Annotated in this window: 24 protein-coding genes and 1 pseudogene; 17 read left to right on the top strand and 8 right to left on the bottom strand. The window is 69.7% G+C overall.

Annotated elements, in window-relative coordinates; genetic code table 11:
* Positions 1–143: 143 nt before the first annotated feature.
* From LQ326_RS19785 to LQ326_RS19775, 3 genes are all read right to left on the bottom strand, one after another.
* On the bottom strand, positions 144–1,373 hold the full coding sequence (locus LQ326_RS19785) for an MFS transporter (protein ID WP_234538504.1): 1,230 nt from the start codon (positions 1,371–1,373) through the stop codon (positions 144–146).
* Between the two features lie 462 nt (positions 1,374–1,835).
* Positions 1,836–2,666, bottom strand: a complete 831-nt coding sequence (locus LQ326_RS19780; protein WP_181803710.1) for an alpha/beta fold hydrolase — start codon at positions 2,664–2,666, stop codon at positions 1,836–1,838.
* 121 nt (positions 2,667–2,787) lie between these two features.
* Positions 2,788–3,501 (bottom strand): alpha/beta hydrolase, encoded by a 714-nt coding sequence (locus tag LQ326_RS19775; RefSeq protein WP_234538503.1) that lies wholly within the window; start codon positions 3,499–3,501, stop codon positions 2,788–2,790.
* Between the two features lie 757 nt (positions 3,502–4,258).
* Between LQ326_RS19775 and LQ326_RS19770 the strand changes: the two genes are divergently transcribed.
* From LQ326_RS19770 to LQ326_RS19740, 7 genes are all read left to right on the top strand, one after another.
* The gene (locus LQ326_RS19770) at positions 4,259–4,528 is read left to right on the top strand and encodes a hypothetical protein (protein ID WP_234538501.1); all 270 of its coding nucleotides are present in this window, start codon (positions 4,259–4,261) and stop codon (positions 4,526–4,528) included.
* Positions 4,529–4,715: 187 nt separating this feature from the next.
* Positions 4,716–5,177: a hypothetical protein gene (locus LQ326_RS19765; protein ID WP_234538629.1), complete on the top strand. Its 462-nt coding sequence runs from the start codon at positions 4,716–4,718 to the stop codon at positions 5,175–5,177.
* A gap of 138 nt (positions 5,178–5,315) precedes the next feature.
* Positions 5,316–5,522 (top strand): hypothetical protein, encoded by a 207-nt coding sequence (locus LQ326_RS19760; RefSeq protein WP_234538500.1) that lies wholly within the window; start codon positions 5,316–5,318, stop codon positions 5,520–5,522.
* A gap of 459 nt (positions 5,523–5,981) precedes the next feature.
* The gene (locus LQ326_RS19755) at positions 5,982–7,109 is read left to right on the top strand and encodes a tyrosine-type recombinase/integrase (RefSeq protein WP_234538499.1); all 1,128 of its coding nucleotides are present in this window, start codon (positions 5,982–5,984) and stop codon (positions 7,107–7,109) included.
* Complete coding sequence (locus LQ326_RS19750) at positions 7,106–7,441, top strand: helix-turn-helix domain-containing protein (protein WP_234538498.1); 336 nt, start codon at positions 7,106–7,108, stop codon at positions 7,439–7,441. Before LQ326_RS19755 ends, LQ326_RS19750 begins: the two co-directional genes overlap by 4 nt.
* A complete protein-coding gene (locus LQ326_RS19745; RefSeq protein ID WP_234538497.1) occupies positions 7,438–8,979 on the top strand; it encodes a site-specific integrase in 1,542 nt (513 codons plus the stop codon). Before LQ326_RS19750 ends, LQ326_RS19745 begins: the two co-directional genes overlap by 4 nt.
* 92 nt (positions 8,980–9,071) lie before the next feature.
* Positions 9,072–9,887: a nucleotidyltransferase domain-containing protein gene (locus tag LQ326_RS19740; protein WP_234538496.1), complete on the top strand. Its 816-nt coding sequence runs from the start codon at positions 9,072–9,074 to the stop codon at positions 9,885–9,887.
* A gap of 218 nt (positions 9,888–10,105) precedes the next feature.
* On the opposite strand, the gene LQ326_RS48730 is transcribed toward LQ326_RS19740, so the two are convergent.
* Together LQ326_RS48730 and LQ326_RS19735 are read right to left on the bottom strand one after the other, a co-directional pair.
* A complete protein-coding gene (locus LQ326_RS48730) occupies positions 10,106–10,294 on the bottom strand; it encodes a RapZ C-terminal domain-containing protein (protein WP_372496897.1) in 189 nt (62 codons plus the stop codon).
* A gap of 201 nt (positions 10,295–10,495) precedes the next feature.
* Positions 10,496–11,503 (bottom strand): ArsR/SmtB family transcription factor, encoded by a 1,008-nt coding sequence (locus LQ326_RS19735; protein ID WP_234538495.1) that lies wholly within the window; start codon positions 11,501–11,503, stop codon positions 10,496–10,498.
* A gap of 56 nt (positions 11,504–11,559) precedes the next feature.
* Between LQ326_RS19735 and LQ326_RS19730 the strand changes: the two genes are divergently transcribed.
* Both LQ326_RS19730 and LQ326_RS19725 read left to right on the top strand, forming a co-directional pair.
* Entirely contained in the window at positions 11,560–12,327 is a 768-nt protein-coding gene (locus LQ326_RS19730; protein ID WP_234538624.1) for an SDR family NAD(P)-dependent oxidoreductase, read from the top strand.
* A 3-nt stretch (positions 12,328–12,330) separates the two neighbouring features.
* Positions 12,331–13,671 (top strand): MFS transporter, encoded by a 1,341-nt coding sequence (locus LQ326_RS19725; protein ID WP_234538494.1) that lies wholly within the window; start codon positions 12,331–12,333, stop codon positions 13,669–13,671.
* 80 nt (positions 13,672–13,751) lie between these two features.
* Here LQ326_RS19725 and LQ326_RS19720 read toward each other — a convergent pair whose 3' ends face one another.
* Positions 13,752–14,768: an NAD-dependent epimerase/dehydratase family protein gene (locus LQ326_RS19720; protein ID WP_234538493.1), complete on the bottom strand. Its 1,017-nt coding sequence runs from the start codon at positions 14,766–14,768 to the stop codon at positions 13,752–13,754.
* A gap of 56 nt (positions 14,769–14,824) precedes the next feature.
* Here LQ326_RS19720 and LQ326_RS19715 point away from each other — a divergent pair, with 56 nt between their 5' ends.
* The 3 genes and pseudogenes from LQ326_RS19715 to LQ326_RS48725 all read left to right on the top strand — a co-directional run bounded on the left by LQ326_RS19715 (position 14,825) and on the right by LQ326_RS48725 (position 15,828).
* Positions 14,825–15,286, top strand: a complete 462-nt coding sequence (locus LQ326_RS19715) for a MarR family winged helix-turn-helix transcriptional regulator (protein ID WP_234538491.1) — start codon at positions 14,825–14,827, stop codon at positions 15,284–15,286.
* Between the two features lie 54 nt (positions 15,287–15,340).
* Positions 15,341–15,424, top strand: a pseudogene (locus LQ326_RS19710) (IS5/IS1182 family transposase); the annotation flags it as partial.
* A gap of 11 nt (positions 15,425–15,435) precedes the next feature.
* The gene (locus LQ326_RS48725; RefSeq protein ID WP_372496896.1) at positions 15,436–15,828 is read left to right on the top strand and encodes a DUF6082 family protein; all 393 of its coding nucleotides are present in this window, start codon (positions 15,436–15,438) and stop codon (positions 15,826–15,828) included.
* Positions 15,829–15,878: 50 nt separating this feature from the next.
* Here the strand turns inward: LQ326_RS48725 and LQ326_RS19705 are convergent, their stop codons facing one another.
* Complete coding sequence (locus LQ326_RS19705) at positions 15,879–17,042, bottom strand: pentapeptide repeat-containing protein (protein ID WP_234538490.1); 1,164 nt, start codon at positions 17,040–17,042, stop codon at positions 15,879–15,881.
* A 575-nt stretch (positions 17,043–17,617) separates the two neighbouring features.
* On the opposite strand from LQ326_RS19705, the gene LQ326_RS19700 reads away from it, so the two are divergent.
* The 4 genes from LQ326_RS19700 to LQ326_RS19685 all read left to right on the top strand — a co-directional run bounded on the left by LQ326_RS19700 (position 17,618) and on the right by LQ326_RS19685 (position 20,746).
* Positions 17,618–18,187 (top strand): TIGR03086 family metal-binding protein, encoded by a 570-nt coding sequence (locus LQ326_RS19700; RefSeq protein ID WP_234538489.1) that lies wholly within the window; start codon positions 17,618–17,620, stop codon positions 18,185–18,187.
* 451 nt (positions 18,188–18,638) lie between these two features.
* Entirely contained in the window at positions 18,639–19,556 is a 918-nt protein-coding gene (locus LQ326_RS19695) for an NADP-dependent oxidoreductase (RefSeq protein WP_234538488.1), read from the top strand.
* A 101-nt stretch (positions 19,557–19,657) separates the two neighbouring features.
* Positions 19,658–20,515: a DMT family transporter gene (locus tag LQ326_RS19690; RefSeq protein WP_234538487.1), complete on the top strand. Its 858-nt coding sequence runs from the start codon at positions 19,658–19,660 to the stop codon at positions 20,513–20,515.
* Between the two features lie 78 nt (positions 20,516–20,593).
* Positions 20,594–20,746, top strand: coding sequence for a hypothetical protein (locus tag LQ326_RS19685; protein WP_308401963.1), 153 nt, complete (start codon positions 20,594–20,596; stop codon positions 20,744–20,746).
* Positions 20,747–20,773: 27 nt separating this feature from the next.
* On the opposite strand, the gene LQ326_RS19680 is transcribed toward LQ326_RS19685, so the two are convergent.
* Entirely contained in the window at positions 20,774–21,343 is a 570-nt protein-coding gene (locus tag LQ326_RS19680; RefSeq protein WP_234538486.1) for a dihydrofolate reductase family protein, read from the bottom strand.
* Positions 21,344–21,497: 154 nt separating this feature from the next.
* Between LQ326_RS19680 and LQ326_RS19675 the strand changes: the two genes are divergently transcribed.
* The gene (locus LQ326_RS19675; protein ID WP_234538485.1) at positions 21,498–22,505 is read left to right on the top strand and encodes a sigma-70 family RNA polymerase sigma factor; all 1,008 of its coding nucleotides are present in this window, start codon (positions 21,498–21,500) and stop codon (positions 22,503–22,505) included.
* Positions 22,506–22,709: the final 204 nt, after the last annotated feature.

The following is a 22,709-nucleotide window of genomic DNA, read 5'->3' as shown; positions in this document are numbered from 1 at the left end:
CCGCGGGCATCCGGATCCGGTCTCCGGGGCCGGTCCCTTCGCGGGTGCCGGCGAGCGACGGGGCGAAGCGGACCGCCCGACGTGCGGGACTTGCGGACGTCCCGCACTGAGTTCCCCGCGTTCCGCTTCGCCGCCGGCCGGCCTCAGCCGTGGTTCCGGTCGCTCGTCCCTGTCGCGGGCGCCGGTGCGGGGACCGGGGCGCCCTGGGAGGCGACCACCTTCGAGGGGCGGTCGCCCCGGTCCAGGACGCCGCCGGTGACGGCCAGGGCGAGACCGGCCAGGGCGAGCGCCGCGCCGACCAGGCTGGGGGCGGCCCAGCCCCAGCCGGCCGCGACGACCAGGCCGCCGAGCCAGGCGCCGGCCGCGTTGGCCAGGTTGAACGCGGAGTGGTTGGAGGCCGCCGCCATCGTGGGGGCGTCCTTCGCGTTGATCATCAGCAGCATCTGGACGGGCGTGGTGATGAGCGCGCCCACCGCGCCGATGAAGGTGACCGTCACCAGGGCCGGGATCGTGCTGTGCACAGTGAAGTAGAAGGTGACCAGCGCGGCCGCCAGCAGGACGATCCCGGCGTAGAGCGTCGGGCGCAGAGCGCGGTCGGTGAGGGGGCCGGCCGCCAGGGTGCCGGCTGTCATGCCGACGCCGTAGAGGGCGAGGACCAGGGTGGTGGAGGAGTCGGAGATGCCGGTCAGGTGGGTCAGCATGGGGACGAGGTAGCTGTAGACGGCGAAGAAGCCGCCGAAACCGACGACCGCGGTGGCCAGTCCGATGAAGACCTGCCGGTTTCCCATCGCCCGCAACTCCTGGCGGATGCCCGCCTGCGGGCCGCGCGGCTGGTGGGGCACGAGAAGGGCGAGCGCGGCGAGCGCGACCAGGCCGATGACGGCGACCGCGCAGTAGGCGTACCGCCAGCCCAGATGCTGGCCGAGGGCCGTACCCGCGGGGACTCCGACGATGTTCGCGACGGTCAGGCCCAGGAAGACCCGGGAGACGGCGCGTGCGGCGCGGTCCGGGGCGACCAGCCTGGAGGCGACGACCGCGCCCACGCCGAAGAGTGCGCCGTGAGGCAGTCCGGCCAGGAAGCGGGCGGCGAAGAGCAGGCCGAAGTCCGGGGCGAGCGCGGACGCCGTGTTGCCGACCACGAACAACCCGGTCAGCAGGAGCAGCAGCCGTTTGTGGGGTACCCGCGCGCCGATGCCGGTCAGTACGGGGGCGCCCACGACGACGCCGAGGGCGTAGGCCGACACGAGGTTGCCGGCGTGCGGCACCGACACCCCGACGCCGTCCGCGATCTGAGGCAGCAGCCCCATGGTGGCGAACTCGGTGGTGCCGATGCCGAACGTGACGACGGCGAGGGCCAGCAGAGCCAGGGGCATGGTGAGCGGGTGCCTTTCGAGGACGGTGGTCCGGGGACGGGGAGCGGGGAGCGGGACGGGCTCCGGGGGCTCTTCCGCCTCCGGGGCCGGCCGCGCCGAGCACCCTTGCCCAGCACACCCCAAGAACGTTGCAGCGGGATGACGCGGGCGCGCATTCCTGGATCACCGCTCACCACGCGGTGACGTGTGTCACCCGGACCGGTTTCACGAGGTGCACGAGGCCTTGAGCGGCCGGGACCGAGGACCAGGACGCCGGGTGAGGTGGGCCGGGGACGGCGGCGTGCACGGTGAGCCGTAGCAGCCCGGCCGCACGCCGGACAGGACGGGAACCGACCGCTGCCTGTGACCGGCCGCCACCGCGAACGCCGCTGTCCCCCGGCAACGGCCCGCATGGGCGTCACCGGGGGACGGCGTGTGGCTGATCAGGTTGTCGCTGTCGCCCGGCAGAGACGGGCGGTCGCCTTAACCCTCCACGAAGGCGAGGATGTCGGCGTTGAGGACCTCCGGGTGCGTCGACAGCATGCCGTGGGGGTAGCCCTCGTAGCTCTTGAGCGTGCCGTTCTTGAGCAGCTCGACGGACTTCGGGGCCGAGTCGGCGTACGGCACGACCTGGTCGTCGGTCCCGTGCATCACGAGGACGGGGACGTCGATCTTCTTCAGGTCCTCGGTGAAGTCGGTCTCCGAGAAAGCCTTGATGCATTCGTAGTGGGCGTTCGTCGCGCCCATCATGCCCTGCCACCACCACCGGTCGATGAGTCCCTGGGACACCTCGGCGCCGGGCCGGTTGAAGCCGTAGAAAGGTCCGGCCGGGACATCGATGAAGAACTGGGCCCGGTTGGCGGCGACCGCCGCACGGAAGCCGTCGAAGACCTCGATCGGGGTGCCTTCGGGGTTGCTGTCCTTCTTCACCATGACCGGGGGGACGGCCGCGACGAGTACCGCCTTGGCGACCCGGCCGGGCTTGGCCTGCGCCACGTAGCGCGCGACCTCACCACCGCCGGTGGAGTGCCCGACGTGCACCGCGCCCTGGAGGTCCAGGGCGTCGGTCAGCACGTTGACGTCGGCGACGTAGGTGTCCATCTCGTGGCCGGTCGCGGGCTGGCTGGAGCGCCCGTGCCCGCGGCGGTCGTGGGCGATGACGCGGTAGCCCTTGGAGAGGAAGAACAGCAACTGTGCGTCCCAGTCGTCCGAGCTGAGCGGCCAGCCGTGGTGGAAGACGATCGGCTGGGCGTCCCGCGGGCCCCAGTCCTTGTAGAAGATGACGGTGCCGTCCGGCGTGGTGACTGTGCTCATCGCTGGTTCCTCTGCTTGTTCGGATGTTCGGTTGTGCGTCGACCCGTTGTCGGGCCTGTGCGAGAACGTTCTCGCCCGTCAGACGGCTCCCGGGTGGCCCCCGCTCGAGCCGCCTGGAGCTTTACTTGGTTGCTTCGACGGCCTGCAGGATGATGTCCACGACCTCGTCGGGGCGAGAGAGCATGACCATGTGCGAGGCGTCGATCTCCACGAAGTCGATTCCGGCGCGGCGGTAACCGAAGCGTTCCACGTCGGGGTTGATGGTGGTGTCGGAGCTGGAGACGACCGCCCACGCGGGCTTGGTCCTCCAGGCCGCGGCGGTTGCCTTCTCGGCGAACGCCAGACCCGCCAGCGGGCGCTGTGACGACGCCAGCACGGCGGCGAGATCCGGGTCCACGTCGGCGGCCACGACCTCGGGGAACTTCTCCACGTCGACGGTGACGTCGGGGTTCTTCTCGTCGTAGTCCGCCAGTGGCGACGGCGTGAAGACGAGGGCGGCGCCCAGCTTCGAGCCGGGGAAGCCGCCCTGGAGTTCACCGAGGCTCTCGCCCTCCTCCAGCACGTACCCCGAGAGGTACACCAGGGCCTTCACGTTCTCCTCGGTCCCGGCCACCGTGATCACGGCACCGCCGTAGGAGTGACCGACGAGGACCACCGGGCCGCCGACGCCGCGCACGAGGGACGCCACGTAGGCGGCGTCGCCCAGCAGGCTGCGGTTGGGCACGCCAGGAACGACGACCTTGAACCCCCGCTTCAGCAACCGGCTGGTGACGGGGGCGTACGAGGAGGCGTCGGCGAACGCTCCATGGACGAGAACGACGGTCGGCTGGGTCATGGCGGGGTCCTCGGGTGAGCTGTGGGCGGTGAGCCCCTTTCGTCAATTCGAAAATACGGATTCATGTCGCGGCGTCTTGCCTCTGAGCGCACGACGACTGACACGAGAGCGCTCGCGCGGCATGCGCGAAAACATCGCGTCATCGACCGTAGCCGCAATCGCCGCGGTCAGCGCGGTGGGCGTCGGTCCACCCGCGGGCCGCCGCCGCCCGGCCGCGGAAGGCCGCGTGTGAGGCGGGGCCGGGCCGTCCGTGGTCCCGCCGACTGCCGACCTCGGGGTCCCCTGGCCCGCAGATGTCACGGAGGCGGGGGGGGCGCCCAGGGCCGAGTGCCAGCACACCGGCGCTGCCCACCCGCCAGGTCCGGCGTTTGCGCCTGGTGACGATCCCTGGCTTGTTCGTGCCCAGCTGGGTTGGCGGCTCGTTGGCCGGGTCAGCAGCGGCCGCCCTGGCGTTCCCGGTCGCGGGTGGGGTGCGGAGGCTCCGCTGCCGCTGGTGTGCGCCCTGCTGCGCAGCTGGGAGGAACGATGGAGACACTGCCTGGTGAAGCAACTCCACGCAGTGCGATCGGAGTTGATGGAGAACAGGCTGTCAGTGCCGCGGCTTACTTTCATAGATACGCCCGAATCGGCTTCACTCTCCCGACTCATCCGAGGGCATCCTGATGACAGGTGTTCGTGGTCATTACCGCGCGGACGGCACCTCCGTCGCACTCGCCCAGCTACCGTCCGCCCTGCTTCAGTCCGCACCCCTCGCCGCGTGAACACGGCCACTGTCCGGCCGCAGTCGGCTCCGGTCGGCCCGACGACCCGGGTCCGGGGCTACTACCGCGCCGACGGTACGTATGTCCGCAGTCACCACCGGCGGATCAGCCCGCCCGTCGCCGTGGCGGCCGGCGGAGGTGGCGTCGTCCTGTTCATCCTCCTGATGCTCGACCTCCTGGGAGGTGGCGGCTCGGGGGCCAAGAGCACTCCCAGTCAACATCCGACGTCTCCCATCAGCAGCAGCGGGCACTTATCCCACCGCTGAGCAATGAACCCCTGGGCCTCGGACAACTCGTGTCCGAGGCCCGGAAGCCGAGAGGAGCGGGGCTCTCGCGGCCCTTCGTCCCGGCCCTGTTCTGGTATAGCTACAGCGAACGGACATGTAGCACAGATCGGAACGAAAACACCCCGCTCCTGGACAGCCCCAGAACCCCGAAAGACAAGGACATTCCATGCGCCTGCGACAGACCGCAGCCCTCACCGCCGCCACCGCCCTCGCCGTCCTCATCCCCACCGCCGACGCCCACGCCGCCGCCATCTCCTGCGGCGGCTCCGTCTCCACCCAGGGCATCACCGCCAACGGCTGCATCAGCGCCGAGAAGTTCAAGGAAGGAAAGGTCTTCTTCCGCGACATCAAGGCCCACACCGTCATCACCAACACCCGCGCCCACGCCTCCTACGTGGAGTACGAGGCCTTCCTCCACGTCGCCGGCGACGGCGACGACTGGATGAAGATGGGCAGCGGCCGCACCCTCGTCCAGCGCCGCTCGACCGTCGGCCCCATCGAAATCGCCAGCTCCAGCCGCGTCTGCTTCGTCGTCAACGCGAAGATCACGGTCCGCGTCCACGTCCGGCCGGCGGCAGGCGCCTGGAGCAACTGGTCCAGCGCCGCCACCTCCCAGTGCCAGACCTGACCTGCCGTGCCAGCACCCCGCCCTCCACCGCCAGGAGGAGCGGGGCGTTCGGCGTCTTCGCAGGGTCAATCCGCCGTCGTGCCGGCCGGCGCCTGAACGAGGCGCCAGACGGCCTCGATCGCGCCCGGCGCCCTCGCCGTGATCACCGACAACAGGCCCACCGCGTTCGAGGACTTCGACTGCACGATCGACGTCAACGCGATCGAGACCAACTGCACCGGCTGCGGTGCCCTGTGCGCAGGACCGGACGGCCCATGTCTGGCCGGGTACAACCACTGGGCCCTGAAGCGGACCGACGGCGAGGGTGAGGGCCCGGACGACGTCCTGCCCCCGCCGGGGTCTTGAAGGCGCGGTGTTCCAGGCGTCCGGTGGAGGTATGGCCGGACGGGTACGCCGGTGCAGGCGTCGCTGGGAGCCGCTGCGGGCGACGGCCCACCGTGACGCGGTGTTCTGCTCCCGGAAGTGCAAGGCCGCGGCCCGCCGCTCCCGCCCCCACAGAGGACCAGGTCAAAGCACTCTCAGGCTCACGAGGGGCTTAGTGCCGGTTTTCGTTCCGATGTTCCGAGCGCCGCCAATCGCATCGGATGCGAACTCGCGATGGTCTGTGATGCGACCTGGCAGGATGCCGGATTTATCGCCGTGACCAGGGTGATTGTGGTCCTGAAGCAGCACCTGACGCTACCGGGGCTCAGCTCGTGGTTGCCAGCTATGTCACTCGTATGGATGGCTGGCCTCCGGATTTGCCGCCCTCTCGCATCGGAAGCGGTTTTCTCGCACCTGATGCAAGTGACGGAGGGTGGCGGAATGGTGGGGTTCAGCGGGCCGGTGCCGGGGGCGGCGGGGCTGCATCTGGTCGACGGAGTGCCTCTGCTGCGGCCGGAGGAACAGGTCTTCCCGGCGATACTGACCGGCTTCGCCAACCAGCAGCTCGCCCGAAATCTGGCCCGGACAACCGTGGAGGGCCGGGAGAACACGGTGAAGGCATTCGCGGCCTACGTGAACGCCTACCCGTGGCTGTGGACGCCGGCGATGGTCGACGAGTGGCTCGGTGACCTGCGCTCCCTGCGGGATCTGAAGCGCTCGACGATCCGCTCGTACTCCGAGGCCGTGCGGGCCTTCTGCCCCTTCATTACCGATCCGCTCTACGAGTGGACGGCGACCTGCGAGGAGCGGTTCGGCACTCATCCGGTGCAGGTGGTGCACGAGTGGAACACCGCGGTGCACGTCCAGGACAACGAGGCGGACGCGAAGAAGCGAGCGTTCACCAAGGCTGAGCTGCACGCCTTCTTCGCGCACTGCGACGACGAGGTCGCCCGGATCCGGGCCTTCGGCCGCAAGGACTGGCTGCCCGCCTTCCGCGACGCGACCCTGTTCAAGACCGCCTACGCCTATGGGACGCGGCGCAACGAGACGCGCATGCTCGACGCCGCTGACTTCGGCCGCAACCCGCACGGTGGCGAGTTCGGCCAGTACGGCCGCTGCCAGGTCCGGTTCGGCAAGGCCAAGAAGGGCTCGCCGCCCAAACGCCGCGGGGTGCTGACCGTGTTCGACTGGACTCCGGACGTCCTGGACGAGTGGTTCACCGAGGTCCGCCCGCTGTTCGGCACTGACAACAACCCGGCAGCCTGGCCTTCCGAACGGGGCCTGCGGATCGGATGCCAGCGACTCAACTCCCGCTTCATCGCCTACCGCAAGGCCCTCGGCCTGGACGACGGACTCGACTTCCACTCCCTCCGCAGGTCCTACGTCACCCACCTGATCGAGGACGGCTGGGACCCGCGCTTCGTCCAGGAGCAGGTCGGTCACGAGCACGCCAGCACCACCTCGCTCTACACCTGCGTGTCCTCGGACTTCCGCACCCGCACTCTGCGGCGGCACCTGGACTCCACCATCGCCGCGGCCCTTGAGACCCAGATCGGGAGCCACGCATGAAGCGCAAGGTCGGCTACACCTGGCGGCTGCGCGAAGTCATGGCCCAGCACCAAATCTTCACCGCGACCGAGCTGGTGCCACTGCTGCGCGAGCGCGGCATCGACCTGTCCGCCTCCCAGGTCCACCGCCTGGTCTCCGGCACCCCGGAACGCCTGTCGTTGCAGGTCATGGCCGCGCTCTGCGACATCCTCTCCTGCACCCCGACTGCCCTGGTGGCCACCACCGCCGAGAACGCCGGCGTCCGCAAGACCGCCACCGGCGACCTGCCCGCCCCGCCCGCGAACGTCGCGAAGCTCCGCCCCCGCGCCGCCCGCATCCTGCCCGACGCATGACCCGCCCCTACGCCACCGACGAACAGTACGAGCGCTGGTACATGACCGAGTGCTGCCGCTGCGGCCGCCGCCGACACAAGGCCGGCACCTGGCCGGACGGATACGTCTGCCGGACCTGCTCGGACCACGCCGTCCGGACACGCGGCACCTGCCCGGGATGCGGCCAGGACCGGGCCCTTCCCGGGCTCCGCCCCGGTGACGGGGCAGCGATCTGTACCACCTGCGCCGGCTTCTCCCAGACCTTCGACTGCTCACGCTGCGACTTCGAGGGCAAGCTCCTGCACGGGAGGCTCTGCGAACGCTGCACACTCACGGACCGCCTCACCGCGCTCCTGGACGACGGCACCGGCCGCATCCGCCCCGCGCTAGTCCCGCTGTTCGACCTGCTGGTGGCGATGGACAAACCCAGGAGCGGGCTGGCCTGGCTGGAGATGCGCCGCGGCCAGCCGGGGAATGCCTCACAGCTGCTGCGGCGGCTCGGCCTCGGCGAGATCCCACTGACCCACGACGCCTTCCACGAGCTCCAGCCCTGGCGGGCCGCCGCTCACCTGGAAGAACTCCTGATGACGTGCGGAGTCCTGCCCGCGGCCGACAAGTACCTCTGTTCCTTCCAGCGCTGGCTTCCCGGGCACCTGGCCGACATCGCCGACCCCGAGCACGCCAAGACGGTCAGGCTCTTCGCGACCTGGCGCGTCCTTCCTCGGCTGCGGGCCCGTGCCGAGCGGAGCCACATCACACCCAGCGTCCGGCGGTTCGCCGCCGAGCAGATCAAGTACGCTACCGCCTTCCTGCAATGGCTCGGTGAGCGCAACAGCACCCTCGCGTCCTGCGGCCAGATCGACATCGACGCCTGGTACGCCGAGAACACCGAACACGGCCGCACCTGCCTGCGAGCCTTCCTCAACTGGGCCGTGCAGGGCCGCCACTGCCGACGCTCTCTTTCCATCCCCGCTATGAAGGTCTCCCGGCGGGCCGCACTGAGCGAGGACGAGCTCCTCGATGCCCTCGGTCGGCTGCTGACCGACGCGGAGATTCCGATGCGTCTGCGTGTCGCAGGAGTCATCGTGCTCCTCTACGCGCAGCCCGTGAGCCGCATCGTCCGACTCAGCGTCGACGACGTGATCCGCGTCGGCGAGACCGTGCTGCTGAGGCTCGGGGATCCAGCCTCGCCCGTTCCCGCACCGGTCGCTGACTTGCTGCTGGAGCACATCGCGAACCGCGACAACATGAACACCGCCACCAACCCGGCGTCGCGCTGGCTCTTCCCGGGCCGCCGAGCCGGCCAGCCGTCCCGCCCGGATCATCTGTCCGCGCTCCTGAACGAGGTCGGGGTCCCGGCCGCCGCTGCCCGCGGCGCCGCCATCCGGCAGCGACTCCTCGAGTTGCCCGGCCCCGTCGTCGCGGACGCCCTCGGCTACCACGACAAGACCACCAGCCGTCTCATCAGAGAGACGGGCGGGACATGGAGCCGATACGCCCCAGGAGATCACGCAAGGTCACCAACAGGCCGGCTTCCTCGGGGAGCCAGCGACAGTTGAATACGCGAGCTCACCAGCACACTCCCAAAGGAGGCCAGTCCACCCAACCGTTTCACGACCACCGTCCCGACCATGTGACACAGACTTTCCGTATGACAGATGAGGCCACCAGCCAGCTCCTCGACCGCTTCGTCAGCGCCGTCCGGCCAATCTTGCCTCTGGTCTCGGTGTGGGCGCACGGGTCACTCGCCGGAGGTGACTACCAGCCGGGCCGCAGCGACCTCGACCTGATCGCCGTCCTCAACCGACCGTGCACTGCACTGGAGGAACAACGACTCGGGGAGGTGCACGAGAGTCTGGGGAGTTTCATTCCCCTCGCGCTGAAGCTGCATTGCAGCTATCCCACAGCCACGGAGCTGGATGATCCTGCACGCTCGCACCTCACCTGGGCCCACGAGGAACTCATGCGCCGGGCAGTCACGCCGGTGACCAGGCGTGAGCTGCACGACTTCGGGCTCGTCCTATACGGCCAAGCGCCAGCAGCCCTGCTGCCACCGGTGACCGACGGACAGCTCGCTGACTTCATCATCAACGACCTGGAAAGCTTCTGGCGACCGTCCCTGGAACACCCTGAACGGTGGACCCGCGACATCTGGGTCGACCTCGGCCTGCTGACTCTGGCCAGAGCAACGGTGACGTTGCGGGACGGCAAGCTGATCACCAAGGCCGAGGCTCTCGACGTCCTCACCGAAATGGGAGCCCCGCCGGAGGTCGTGGACGACATCAGGCAGCGCCGCTACGGCGACCCCGGTCCAGCCACGGAGCAGTGGACCGCCCGCCGGGCGGAGCTGACACTCACCTTTCTCAAGCCCGCGATCGAGCAGATCACGACACCCGCTTCCCCTGACGGGAAGCGTTGGCCAACAACCGACAACCCTGCACCCACTGGAGATCACGCAAGGTCATAGACCAGCCCACCCTGACGGAGAACTCGCGACAGTTGAATACGCGATCACACCAGTATCCACCCCTTCGTCGTGCTTCGCAGAAGTAGGGAAACCGCACCGGAGGGCGGAGCGCCACCCCGCCGGACGTGAGGCGAGCCCCGCCCGGGAGTTGGGCGAGGCTCGGTCGTGTGGTCTGCCGGCTCTGTGTCCGGGGGGCGGTATCGACGGTCCCGGACACGTCAGTGGGGAAGGACAGGCCGGTCGATGTGCCGGTGTTCGACCTCGACGCCGCCAGCCCTCAGGTATGCGGCGATCTCCTCGGCGATGGCCACAGAACGGTGGCGGCCGCCGTATTGCTCTACACAGCGACCTATTCGCAGTTCCCAATCGGCGGCCGAGTCGTCGTGGGGAGCCGGGCGGCCAAGCACCAAAAGCCATGCGCGGCAGCCGGATGAGAGCCACCCCGGAACCCCGAAATGCCTGGGTTCACCGGACGCGTGCGGCGCCTGTCGTCATTCGAGCGTTTGCCGACCGGGTGAGTCGGTCAGTGGACGGATGAGGAACCAGTCAGCGGCCTGGTGGGTAGTCGCCCGGCCAGGCGGGGTTGGGCGGAGGCGGAATGCCGAACGTCAGCTGTCGTGGGTTCGCGGTCTGGTGGCGGTGGTCGTGAGTTGGTCGCCGAGTGTGCTTCTCCGGTACAGCACATGCCGTCCGTCACGTGTCCGGGTGACCAGTCCTGTGGAGTGCAGGACGCGCAGGTGTTGGGAGACCGCGCTTGGGGTGACCCTGAGACGGCGGGCGAGTTCTACGGTGGGCAGCGGCTCGTCCAGGAGGCTGAGCAGTCTCGCTCGGGATGAACCGAGGAGAGACACCAGGGCGGTTGTGCCGACGGTCGGTATCTCCGAGCCCCACAGGGTGGCTGCTCCCCGGCTGGGATACACGAGGCTCGGCGGCTCGTCCGGGCTGACGGGAGGCGCGGGTTTGTGTGCGAACACAGACGGCAGGAGCAACAGCCCCCGGCCGGATGCCGCAACCCGATGCCTGCTGATCATCTTGCGGATATACAGTTCTCCGCCTTGCCAGCGCAGGTTCGGGTGCATGTCGGCGAACAGCAGTCGGGCGCCCCCCAGGGCGAGCTGGCGGGCGCGGTAGGTCATGTCGGCTTCCAGTACCAGTCGCATCTGCGGCCACACCGGCTCGATGGCCACCTCCCAGTACTGCCGCAGGAGATCGCAGATGTCGTCGCGGAGTCTGGCGACAGGCGCGTCTTCGGCGGCGGTGGCGTCGCGGAGCGCTTCGGGAACAGGGTCGGGTGCGTGCGCAAGCAGCAGGTCGTGGCGGACCCGAGCGCAGGACGCCTGGCGGACAACGGAGAGTTCTTCCTCGAAGGCCGGCGCGAAACTCGTGGGATTCGGGGTCAGGAAGTCGGGGAGGGTACGCCGCTGGGCGACCAGGGACATCAGTAGACCGGTGTCGAGCGTGCCGAGTCTGCCGAGTACGGACCTGCGCCAGGGCAGGTGCAGCGCGGACAGGCCCGGATCCTGGAGCACTCGCAGGCTGAACAGGGTTTCGTGCAGGGGGGAGAGGGCGAAGCGGGTGTCCGCGAGGTCCTCGACGCCGAGCACGAAGCTGATCATTAAGCCATACGCTACATCGATTGGCGACGCAACGTCGATGCCGTGGACTTCCTCCCATGACACCCACAACTCATATGCAGCGGACGGCGGTTGTCACCGGTGCTGCCCGCGGCATCGGCGCCGCTGTGGCCAGGCGCCTGGCGGGCGACGGCTTGGCGGTCGGCGTGATCGATCTGGACGAGGCGGACTGCGCGGATACCGTGGAGGCCATCACAAGTGTCGGCGGGGCAGCGCTGGCCGTCGCCGCTGATGTCGCCGACGAGGCCGCGGTCACTGCGGCCGTCGCCCGGATCGCCGCCGCGTTCGGGCCGCCGACGGTGCTGGTCAACAACGCCGGCATCGGACCCCGTGCCGACCTTGTGGACATGACCACGCAGCAGTGGGACACGGTCTTGGGGATCAACCTCAGTGGCCCGTTCTTCGCCGCCCGGGCCGTCTGCCCGCACATGATGACGGCCGGTTGGGGACGCATCGTCAACATGTCGAGTATCTCCGCGGTCGGTGATGCCGGCCGTGTCGACTACGCCAGCGCGAAGGCGGGCTTGATCGGATTCACCAAGTCCCTCGCTCTCCAGCTCGGACCGCATGGCGTGACCGCGAACGCCATCGCGCCGGGATTCGTCGTGAGCGACATGACCAGGGCCTCAGCCCGGCGGCTCGGCCTGAGCTTCGAGGAGTTCCGGCACAGGGCGGAGCAGTCCATCCCGGTCGGCCGGGTGGGACTGCCTGACGACATTGCGCATACCGCCTCCTTCCTCGTAAGTCCCGGGGCCGGGTTCGTCTCCGGCCAGGTCATCTGCGTAGCGGGCGGGCCGGTGGACTGAAGGATGAGCCGCCGGATGGTCCTGATCCTGGCTGTCACGTGCGCCGTGGCGGTGGGCAACATCTACTTTCCGCAGGCCATCGGTCCACTGGTCGCCGCCGGGCTGCATGTGTCACCCGATTCAGCCGCTGCGGTGGTGACCGCCACACAGGCCGGCTACACGGCCGGGATGGTCTTGCTGGTACCGCTTGGCGACCGGCTCCCGCACCGCTCGTTCCTCGTCGTCCTCCTCTCCCTGACCGGTCTGGCACTGCTCGCGGCGGGTTGCGCACCGGCTCTGCCGGCCCTCATTGCCGCCAGCACCCTTGTCGGCCTGACCACCGTGGGCGCGCAGATCGTCGGCCCCCTGGCGGCTGGTCTCGTGGCTGCCGACCGCCAAGGAGCGGTGATCGGCACCCTGTTGAGCGGATCGACCGGCGGCATGCTGCTGGCCCGGACCTTCAGCGGCACGCTCGGTGAGTGGCTGGGCTGGAGGGCCCCCTACCTGGTCGCCGCGGTCCTGGCCCTGCTCCTCGCCACCGTCCTGGCGTTCGCGGTGCCGACCACACCCCCGTCCTCCCGCCAGCCGTACACAGCACTCCTGGCCGAGCCGCTGCGCCTGCTGCGCACCGAGCCAGACCTGCGCCGCTCGTGCTTCTACCAGGCAACCGTCTTCGCCGGGTTCTCCGCGATCTGGACCTGCCTGGCGCTCCTGCTCGCCGGTCCGGCCTACGGGCTGGGTGCCCAGGCGGTAGGAATGATCGCCCTGGTCGGGGCAGTGACCATGGTCTGCACCCCGCTCGCCGGCCGTCTGGTGGACCGCTACGGCCCCGATCCCGTGAACCTGGTCTGCATGCTCGGCGTCCTCGTCTCCGCCGCGATCCTCACCATTGGTGCCCGGGGCGGCACATTGGGTCTGGCCGCCCTGACACTCGGCACGCTGCTCCTCGACACCGCGATGCAGTCCGGCATGGTCGCCAATCAAGTCCGCGTCTACGCCCTGCGCACCGACGCCCGCAGCAGGCTCAACACCGCCTACATGACCTGCGCCTACCTCGGCGGCAGCGCAGGTTCCTGGCTCGGGATACACGTCTGGAGCAAGGCCGGCTGGTGGGGAGTGTGCGTGCTCGTCGCGCTGCTCGCCGCACTCGCCCTGGCCCGCCACCTACGGGCGCTGTACAAGTTCGAGGGAAGCCCGGCCAGAACCCGCGTCGCGAATGCGGATGGCCGTGGTCACCGCCCCGATGCCGGTGGAAGTGATCAGGCCTCGTACGGCGCCTCCGTTACTCGGCCTCGCCGTCGTCTGACTCGTCGTGGGCATGGGGGTCACGCAACGGGCGCAGCCCAGGCGCCGCGGGCCGGGTGAAGGCATAGCGGCCGAGGAATTTGATGTGGTCCACCCGCCTGTCGTCGAACGAACGAATGACGACAGGCGCGAAGGGCGTCCTATGAGTCTTTGGCCGTGAGCGCGGTGGCGGTGTCGAGGATCGTCTGCTCGGTGGGGCGGGGCTGCCAGCCGAGCGTGCGTGCTTTGCTGCTGTCGACGAGCCTCTTGCGACCGAGTTCGGAGCGCACCATCGCCATCTGCGGGTTCACTCGGGCCAGCAGTTTGACGATGATGTCCGGCATGGTGCGCGTGGGTACCTTGGCGGCTTCGTCCGGGAGCTTGTCGCGCAGGATGCGGGCGATGTCCCGATACCACAGGAAGCTGCCCGAAGCGAGGAAACGCTGCCCCGCGGCGGCGGGACTCGTCATGGCGAGAATGTGCAGTTCGGCGACGTCACGGACGTCGACGACGTTCCAGCCGATGTTTGGGACGGCGGGGATTTCGCGGGCGAGCAGGCGGCGGATGACGTCGGTCGTTCCTGCCCCGTTCCGCGCGCCCAGCGGGGGGCCTTGCATGAATGTCGGCAGGACGGCGGACAGTTCTAGCCCGGCGGCTCCGGCGAGCTCCCATGCGTCGCGCTCGGCGAGGATCTTCGAGTCCGGGTACGCGCGCTGTGGGGTGCCGGACGGTTCGGCGTATGTCGTCTCGGTCGCGGGCGTGCCCGAGTCGCCCGCACCGGCCGTGATGCCGGAAGAGGTGAGCACGGCACGCTTCACCCCGGCGCGGGCGGCGGCGCCCAGGACACGGCGAGTGCCCTCTCGGGCGGTCTTGACGAGATCGACGCCTGAGCCGAAGGGCATCGGCGACGCGGTGTGAATCACGTAATGGACGCCCTCGAAGGCCCCGTCCCAGCCCTCGTCGCTGAGGAGATCAGCGACAGCGAACTCGATACCCCGGGCCGCCTCCTGACCTGCGCGCCCGCTGACGGCTTCACGCACCTGCTCCGCCTTGGCGAGGCTGCGCACGGTGGTGCGCACCCGGTAGCCGCGCTGAAGCAAGCCCGCGATCACCCAGCCTGCCAGGTAGCCCGTTCCACCTGTAACGAGCACCGTCTCACCACCGTTGCCGCGAGTCATTTACGCCTCCATACTCATTGAGTTTCTCATTGATATTCTGAACGTAACATGGATCCATGACTGCCGACCGTGATGCGACGACACCGACGACTCACCGCGCGGACGCCGAGCGGAAAGCCGAGATCGTCCGTGCTCTCGTGGAAGTGGGACACTCCGCGGACGCCGTCGTGGCCGAGGTGCTCGGGGAGTTCCGGGTACCGGCCTCCGTCGTCGGCACGCTGTGGGCGCTTGCGCCGGGAACCGAGCCGCCGACAATGCGGGACGTGGCGGCCCGCCTCCGCTGCGATCCTTCGACGGTCAGCCTCGCCGCCGACAAGCTCCAGAGCGCGGGACTCATCGCCCGCCGCCCTCACCCCTCCGACGGCCGCAAGCGGACCCTGGCCCTGACGGACCGCGGGCACGAACTATGGGAGGCGCTCAGGACACGACTTCACGCCTCCGGCCTCTTCGCCGATCTCGACGCGGAGGAACAGCGCACCCTGCTCGCGCTGCTTACGAAAATGCGGTCGCGGCACTAGAGTTCCAGCGGGACTCAAGCATGTTCACTGGTCAGAGGCGGTCTGCACTCTTCGGGGGGGGCGAAGTCGGCGGCGGACCGCATCATCGACCACCTCGGGCCGCGGCGCGCATTTCAGCCCCGGCGGCGGTTCCGCAAAATGCCGACCTCATGAGCATGCTGGCCGGGATGTTCACCGGAGAAGCTGAGCGGCACTACTGGAGCAGGGCCCGAACCTCATGGACCGTCGGTTCGTCCGCAAGCCGTATCGGTCGTCGCTTCCTGGCCTTCGTGGGCGGGGAGCACGCTCGCGCTATCGCCGCCGGACCGCCGACACGCTCGGCCGCCGCCCCCAGTCCGCCTGATGTGCGTGCCGCAGGAGCGGCGCCCGCATGGCGGACGGCGTCGACGCCCCGATCGGCCTGGGTGCCCGCTTGGCGTTCGGATCGCCTGCGCAGTCGGCGTGAACGCCCTTGGCAGCGATATCAACTCCAGCGCCTGCGTGGTGGCTTGCGGCTGGTCATGCGGCGCCTGCTCGATCACGACGCGGCTGAGGAGCATTGACGCCGGTCAGGCGGATCGAGGTCGTCGCAGTCCTGGCCGGGGCGTGTCGGTCACGGTGTGGACCGCAGAGGCGGGGCCTGCCACGTCATCCCCGGCGGCTGGAGCAGGGGCGAAGGCTCGGGGCCGGGGTCATCGGTGTCGACGACCCCGGCGGCCGAGTGGTCGAAGCCGGCGGGCCAGCGGGTGTGCTCGCTGGCCAGGGCGCCGGTCAGGCGTGCTTCGACAAGGTCGGCGGTGCTCAGGTCGGTGCCGCGCAGGTCAGCCATCCGGAGGTCGGCACGATGGAAGCCCGCGCCGTGGGCGTCGGCCTTGCGCAGGTTTGCCTCGCGCAGGTCGGTCTCGGTGAAGTCGGCGTCACGCAAGTCGGTTTCGACCAGCTTCGCGCCCCGCAGGTCGGCCAGAGTGCAGCGAGCCCGGCGAAGGACCGCAGTCGTGAGGTCGGCGTGCCGCAGGTTGACCGAGACCAGGGATGCCTGGGTCAGATTGGCGTGGTACAGGCCCGCCGCCTCCATGCAAGCCCGGTCGAAGTTGACCTCGGGGAACCACAGTCCGTCACAGTCGGCCCGCCGCAAGTCGGTGACGCTGAGATTGACCCAGGACTGTTCCCGGTGCCGGCACAGCACGCCGAGCCCGGTCAGCGCCACCTGGGCGTCGGCGGCGCGAGTCTCCAGGGGTGCGATGTCGTTGATGGGCACGTCCGCCGCTGGTGATTCCGGCCCGGCGGGTGGCCAGGGCAGGTGGGTCCGCAGGTACGCGGCCTGGATGGAGATGATGGCCTCCCGGTCGCGGGCGGATTGCTCCGCGATCCGCCACAGCGCGTGCAGCCCGCCGATGCGCACGTCCAGCTTGTCACTGCCGAGCTGGTCGACCGCCCGGCTGAACCGGTCGGTGACGTATCCCTCCTGGGTGGCGCGCAGACCGTCCTGACTCACCCGCAGTTGCCGCCACGTGGCGTAGGCGCCGAAGAGCACGACCAGGCCGCCGACCACCTGCAGAAGTGTCGTACGGACATCGTTCACCGCGCTCAGCCGGTCCTGCGCGGCGACACTCGCCCCGGCGAGATCGTGGTCGACCACCATGCCCGGCAGTACGACGAACACCGTGCCCAGCATGATCAGCCCCACCGCCCCGGCCAGCAGAGCTGCGGCTGCACGATGCCTGACCAGCCGGTCGCGCCATGCCCGCCGCCCGTGGTCCGGTTCCCCCATCCCCATGGGCACGAGAGCCTAGGCGCCGCCCAAAAAGCGATCAAGAGAGCCGATTGCGGACTCGCCCGTGGCATAAGAACGACAAGCGGAAGTTCGACGCTGCGCCGGGCGATCACCACGCCTGACGCGAGCAGCGCCGCCGCCAGTCCTCGGCCCGGATCCGCGTCGAGCACGCCACCGGCGAGTTCAAGCAGCGGCGGCCGCCCTGCGGTTCACCGGGCGGCGCGAGCCCCATGGCGAGACCCATCTCGCCATCGCTGGGCTGGTCTCGGGCCGTTCCGTGCGCCGGGTTACCCGACGCAAGGCCGGGAAGTCGGTGACCGCGCCGCGGCATGCCGGGGGCCGACGCGGTTGGCCGGGGACGACCCCTGAGAGACGCCGGGAACCCACGGCGTCTTCCGCAGGCGTGCCCGGAAGTACCGTGGGCTGGTCGTCGCTGAGTTCGGTGAGCGGGGCAGGTAGCTGCGACCGCTGCCGCCCGTCGACACAGCGATCGCACGGCCGCCCGATTCGACCTGGTTTTCTCCACACCAACGCAAATCCCTTGGGCAGCCTGGCAGTTGGCGCCGTAGTCTCCCCGGATGACTACCGCTTCCGTCGAAGATCTCGCACGTGCCTGCGCATCGGTCGGCGACCTTCTCGCCGAGGTACGCCCCGAGCAGTGGAAGGAGCCGACGCCGTGCACGGAATGGAACGTGCGTGAGGTGGTGGCCCACTTGGTCGGCATGGACCTGGTGTTCGCAGCCATGATCCAGGGCGGCCCGATGCCCGAACGCGGAGCAGACCGCCTCGGTGACGACCCGGTCGGAGCCTACCGGTCCTCCAGCGCTGCGCTGCTGGCAGCTTTCTCCGGCCCTGGGGTGCTGGAGCGGAGTTATCACGGACCTTTGGGCAGTGCCACGGGCGCCGAGCGCTTGCAGATCCGCCTCTACGATCTGCTCGCTCACGGATGGGACCTCGCCCAGGCCACCCGAATCCCTGCCCGGCTGCCCGAGGACGTGGCCGAGCGGGCCCTGGCGTTCGCTCGGGCCCAACTCTCCACCCAGTCCCGAACGGGACGATTCGCCGAGCCGCGCCCCGTAGAGGAGACCGCTCCGGCCATCGATCGCCTTGCCGCGTTTCTCGGCCGCCCGGTCCCGCCACAGCTGTGAGACCGACCGAGCGCGACTGACCGCCCCGAAGCCACGCCCGCTGATGTTCTCCGGACATGGGTGAAAGGCAGGCCCGGCGGGGTGCTCGGCCATCAGGTTCCAAGACAGGTCCCGGCACGAGGGTTTCGCGGACCGTCGAGGTCGTCGGAAGCGCCGCGGTGAGCCACGGCACCGGCGGCCGTCCCGCGGCGGCCACCTCCGAGCGGGCCGAGCCGACGACTTCGTGACGACCGGGCGAGCCCAGTTCGCGGTCGCCGCCCAGGGGACCGGTGTATTTCTGACGCACCGCCATATGAGGAGGAGGTCGTCATCCTGCCGATCCCGCCTCCCCAGGCGGAGCGGACCCACCCCCGCCAGAAAAGGACCACCACCCCCCGCATCAGACCTGCCAGCATGAGCGCATGACGACAACATCACACGGCCGTCCCGTCCCCGGGACGGTGATGGCCCGATGAGAGCGGTCCGGTTCCATCGCTACGGCGGGATCGAGGTGCTGCGGGTCGAGGAGGTGGCACGGCCGACACCGGGCCCCGGGCAGGTGCTGGTCGAGGTCCGGGCCGCCGGGATCCAGCCCGGTGAGGTGATGATCCGCGAGGGGGCCCGGCACAGGCGGTGGCCGGCGGCGTTCCCCTCCGGGCAGGGGAGCGATCTGGCCGGTGTCGTGGTCGAGACCGGTCCCGAGGTACGTGGTTTCGCGGTGGGGGACGAGGTCCTCGGCTTCACCCACAACCGGGCGAGCCATGCGGAACTCGTCGTGGTGGAGGACGTGAACCTGGTCTCCCGCCCGAAGGGGCTCGCCTGGGACGTGGCGGGGTCGCTGTACGTGGCCGGCACCACCGCCTATGCCACGGTGTTCGCGGTGGACCCCCAGCCGGGCGACACCCTCGTGGTGTCCGGCGCGGCCGGCGGGGTCGGGTCGCTCGCCGTACAGCTCGCGCGGCGGCGCGGCGCCACCGTCATCGGGCTGGCGGGCGAGCGGAACCACGCCTGGCTCGCGGACCACGGCATCATGCCGGTCGCCTACGGGGCCGGCGCGGCCGAGCGGGTCCGGCAGGCCGCGGGCGGAACCGTCGACGCGTTCATCGACACCTTCGGGGACGGCTATGTGGAGATGGCCGTGGAACTCGGGGTACGGCCGGAGCGGATCAACACCATCCGCGACTGGTCGGCCGCGGGCGAAGTGGGAGCGCGGACCTACGGGGAGGGCTCGGCGGCGTGCGCGGTCGTACTCGGCGAGCTCGCCCGGCTCGCCGCACGCGGGGAACTGGACGTGCCGATCGCCGGTACCTATCCGCTGGAACGCGTGCAGGACGCGTTCCGTGACCTCGAAGGGCGGCACGTCCAAGGCAAGATAGTCCTCAGGCCGTAGGCGGTCGGCACGGCGCCGGGAGCGGCGGTGAACTGCGCATTCACCCGGTGGCAGCGGGCGTCACGGCGCAGCGGGCGGGATGCTCCGGGCATGCTGGGTCCATGATGGTGCTCGCCGTGCTCTTCGCCGCCCTCGGCGCCGTCAGCAATGCGGCGGGCACGGCCTTCCAGCGCAAGGCGGCATCCGCCGTGCCGGGCCGCACCGGACTGCGCCTGCTGCTCGCGCTGGTACGGCGGCCCGCCTGGGCCATCGGGATCGCCGGAGTCACGGGAGCCGCGGTCTTCCAGGCACTCGCCCTGCTCAACGGCCCGATGGCGCTGGTGCAGCCCCTGTTCATGCTGGAGCTGCCGTTCGCCCTGCTGATCGCCATGCCGTTGCTGCACCGCCGGCCGAATCCGGCGGGCTGGTGGGCGGTCTCGGGCGTGGTGGCCGGTCTCGCCCTGCTGCTGGCCTCGGCCGCGCCGCACGGCGGCCGACAGCAGGCCGCGATGACGCGCTGGATCCCGGTCCTCGTCTTCACCCTGGGCGCCATCGCGGTCACCGTGCTGCTCGCACGGTCCTCGTCGTCAGCGTTGTTCCGCGCGGCCGCCCTGGCCACCGGCGCCGCGATCGGCAACGCGCTGGCCGCCGCGTTCATGAAGTCGGCCACCGGCCGCCTCGCCGACGCGGGTCTGGTCGCCTTCCTCACCACCTGGCAGACCTACGGATGTGCGCTCAGCGGGATCGCGGCCCTGATGTTCCTGGAGAACGCGCTGCAGGCCGGACCGCTGGTCGCCTCCCAGCCGGCGCTGACGATCGGCGACGCGGCGGTGAGTCTGACGCTGGGCGTCATCCTGTTCGATGAGTCGGTCCGCACCGGCTGGTGGCTGCTGCCGGAGGCGATCGGGGCCGCCTTGATCCTGTGGGGCGTGGTCCGGTTGACCCGGGTCGTACCGCACCTCAAGGACATCACGGGTTGACGTGCTCCCTGGCCCAAGGTCCAGGGGTTCCGGCCCGGGGTCAGCTGACCTTCCGGGGGCATCCTGCTTCACCGCGCTGTGCGGACCGGGACCGCGCCCCGGCCCATGGCGGCACTGCGCAACCCCGCCATCGGCGCTCTCCGCCTGGCCGGCTGCGACAACATCGCCGCCGGCCTGCGCAAGCACGGCCGAGACTCCGCACGGCCGCTGGCCCCCCTCGGCAGCACGTGAGCAAACCCGGCAGAACCCTGAACGACGTCACCCTGCCTGGTAGGTGAGGTGGGCAAGGCTGTCACCGACGGTGCGGGTGCCGGCAAGGCGCAGGGGTTTTGGGGTGCCGGTCCAGTCGAAGAGGCGGTTGCCTGCGCCCATCACGAGCGGGAAAATCGTCAGCCGCAGCTCATCGACCAGGTCGTGCCCGATCAGCGTGTGCACGAGCCGGGAGCTGGCGTAGACGCGGATCTCGCCGTTGACCGTGTGTTTCAGCCTCGCAACCTCATCCACGATGTCACCGTCGAGCACCGTCGAGTTGTTCCAGCCGGGATCTTCGAGCGTGGTGGAGGCGACGTATTTGGGCAGGCTGTTCATCCTGTCCGCCAGCCGGCCGGTGCGGGACGGGTACCGTGCGGCGAAGAACTCGTAGCTGCGTCGGCCCAGCAGCAGGACCTGCGCGCCCAGCGCGTCGTCGAGGATGAGCTTGTCCCATGCCTCGCGGTCGGCCGGGGCGAGCCCGGCGCGCCAGTCGTAACGGCTGAAGCCCTCCTCGCCGGTCGGGTCCTGAGTGACTCCGTCGAGCGAGACGTTCTCGAAGACGACGATCGATCCCATGTCGATGCTCCCATGTTCGGGTGGTCGGACTACCACTGATGCAGACACCGCGGCATCGGCAGAACTGGGCGCGCGCCGGCCGCCCAGTTCGCCGGTCAGCCGGTGTCCATACCCGAGGGAAGTGCCATGTGCTGAGGGAGAGGGTGACACGAGGATGGCGACCGGCGATCTGATGTCGAAGGCGCGGGCCGGCGACGGTGACGCGTTCCGCGCATTGGTCCAGCCGTACCGAGAGGAGTTGCGGGCGCACTGCTACCGGATGCTCGGATCGTTGCAGGACGCCGAGGATGCCCTGCAGGACACGCTACTGGCCGCCTGGCAGGGCATCGAGGGGTTCGAGCAGCGCGCCTCGATGCGCACCTGGCTGTACCGGATCGCCACCAACCGGTGCCTCAACGTGCGTCGTTCGGCGAGTCGGCGCCAGGCCAAGGAGTGGAACGTGCCCCATGTCGAACCGCCCGAGCCGACCCGGCTCGGCGAGGTCAGCTGGCTGCAACCGTATCCCGACACCCTGCTCGAGGCCGTGATCGACGCGCCGCTCGGGCCGGAAGCCCGCTACGAGCAGACCGAATCGATCTCCCTGGCGTTCGTCACCGCTCTGCAGGTTCTGCCCCCGCGCCAACTCGCCGTTCTCGTCCTGCGTGATGTCCTCGGATTCCACGCCGGCGAAGTGGCCGACATGCTCGACTCGACCGTCGATTCGGTCAACAGCGCCCTCAAACGAGCCCGCGCCGCCCTGCAACGCCGCCGGCCGCCGGCCGCCCACCGCCAACCTCCCGCCCCCGGCTCAGCCTCCGAGGACGCGATCGTGGCGAAGTTCGTCCGCGCGTGGGAGTCCGCCGATCTCGACGCGCTGGTGGATCTTCTCACCGACGACGTCTTCGTCTCGATGCCGCCAGTGCCCTTCGAGTACGAGGGCAAGGACCTCGCTGCCCGCTTCTGCGCCGGCATCTTCCGTGCCGGCCGGAGGTTCGACCTGGTGCCGACGCGCGCCAACGGTCAGCCGGCGTTCGGCGCGTATCTGCGCGCCCCCAACGGCATCAGCCACGGGACCGGCCTCTACGTCCTCACCCTCGCCGACCACCGCATCAGCGCCATGACCCGATTCGACAACGGCGTGCTGCCCTGGTTCGGGCTGCCACGCTCGCTCCCGAGCCGATAGCTGACCACTCAGCCGGCCGCTTCAGTGGCCTGAACCGGCATCAAGGTCGTCGCCCTTCTGCTTCTCCGCACCTTGCGTTGCCGCCGGCGATTGTCCGCCAGCACTTCGAGCAGCAGAAACGTCCGCTCTGAGGTGCACGTCAAAGCGGCAAAGCCGCCCCAAGGCCGATACCGTCCGGTTTCCAGCAGTTCAGTGGGCGTTACA

Origin of the sequence: Streptomyces shenzhenensis (assembly GCF_021462265.1) — a bacterium.
GTDB lineage: Bacteria > Actinomycetota > Actinomycetes > Streptomycetales > Streptomycetaceae > Streptomyces > Streptomyces shenzhenensis.
The sequence above is the reverse complement of the archived record's forward strand: the minus strand, read 5'-3'. Positions and strand labels throughout refer to the sequence as shown.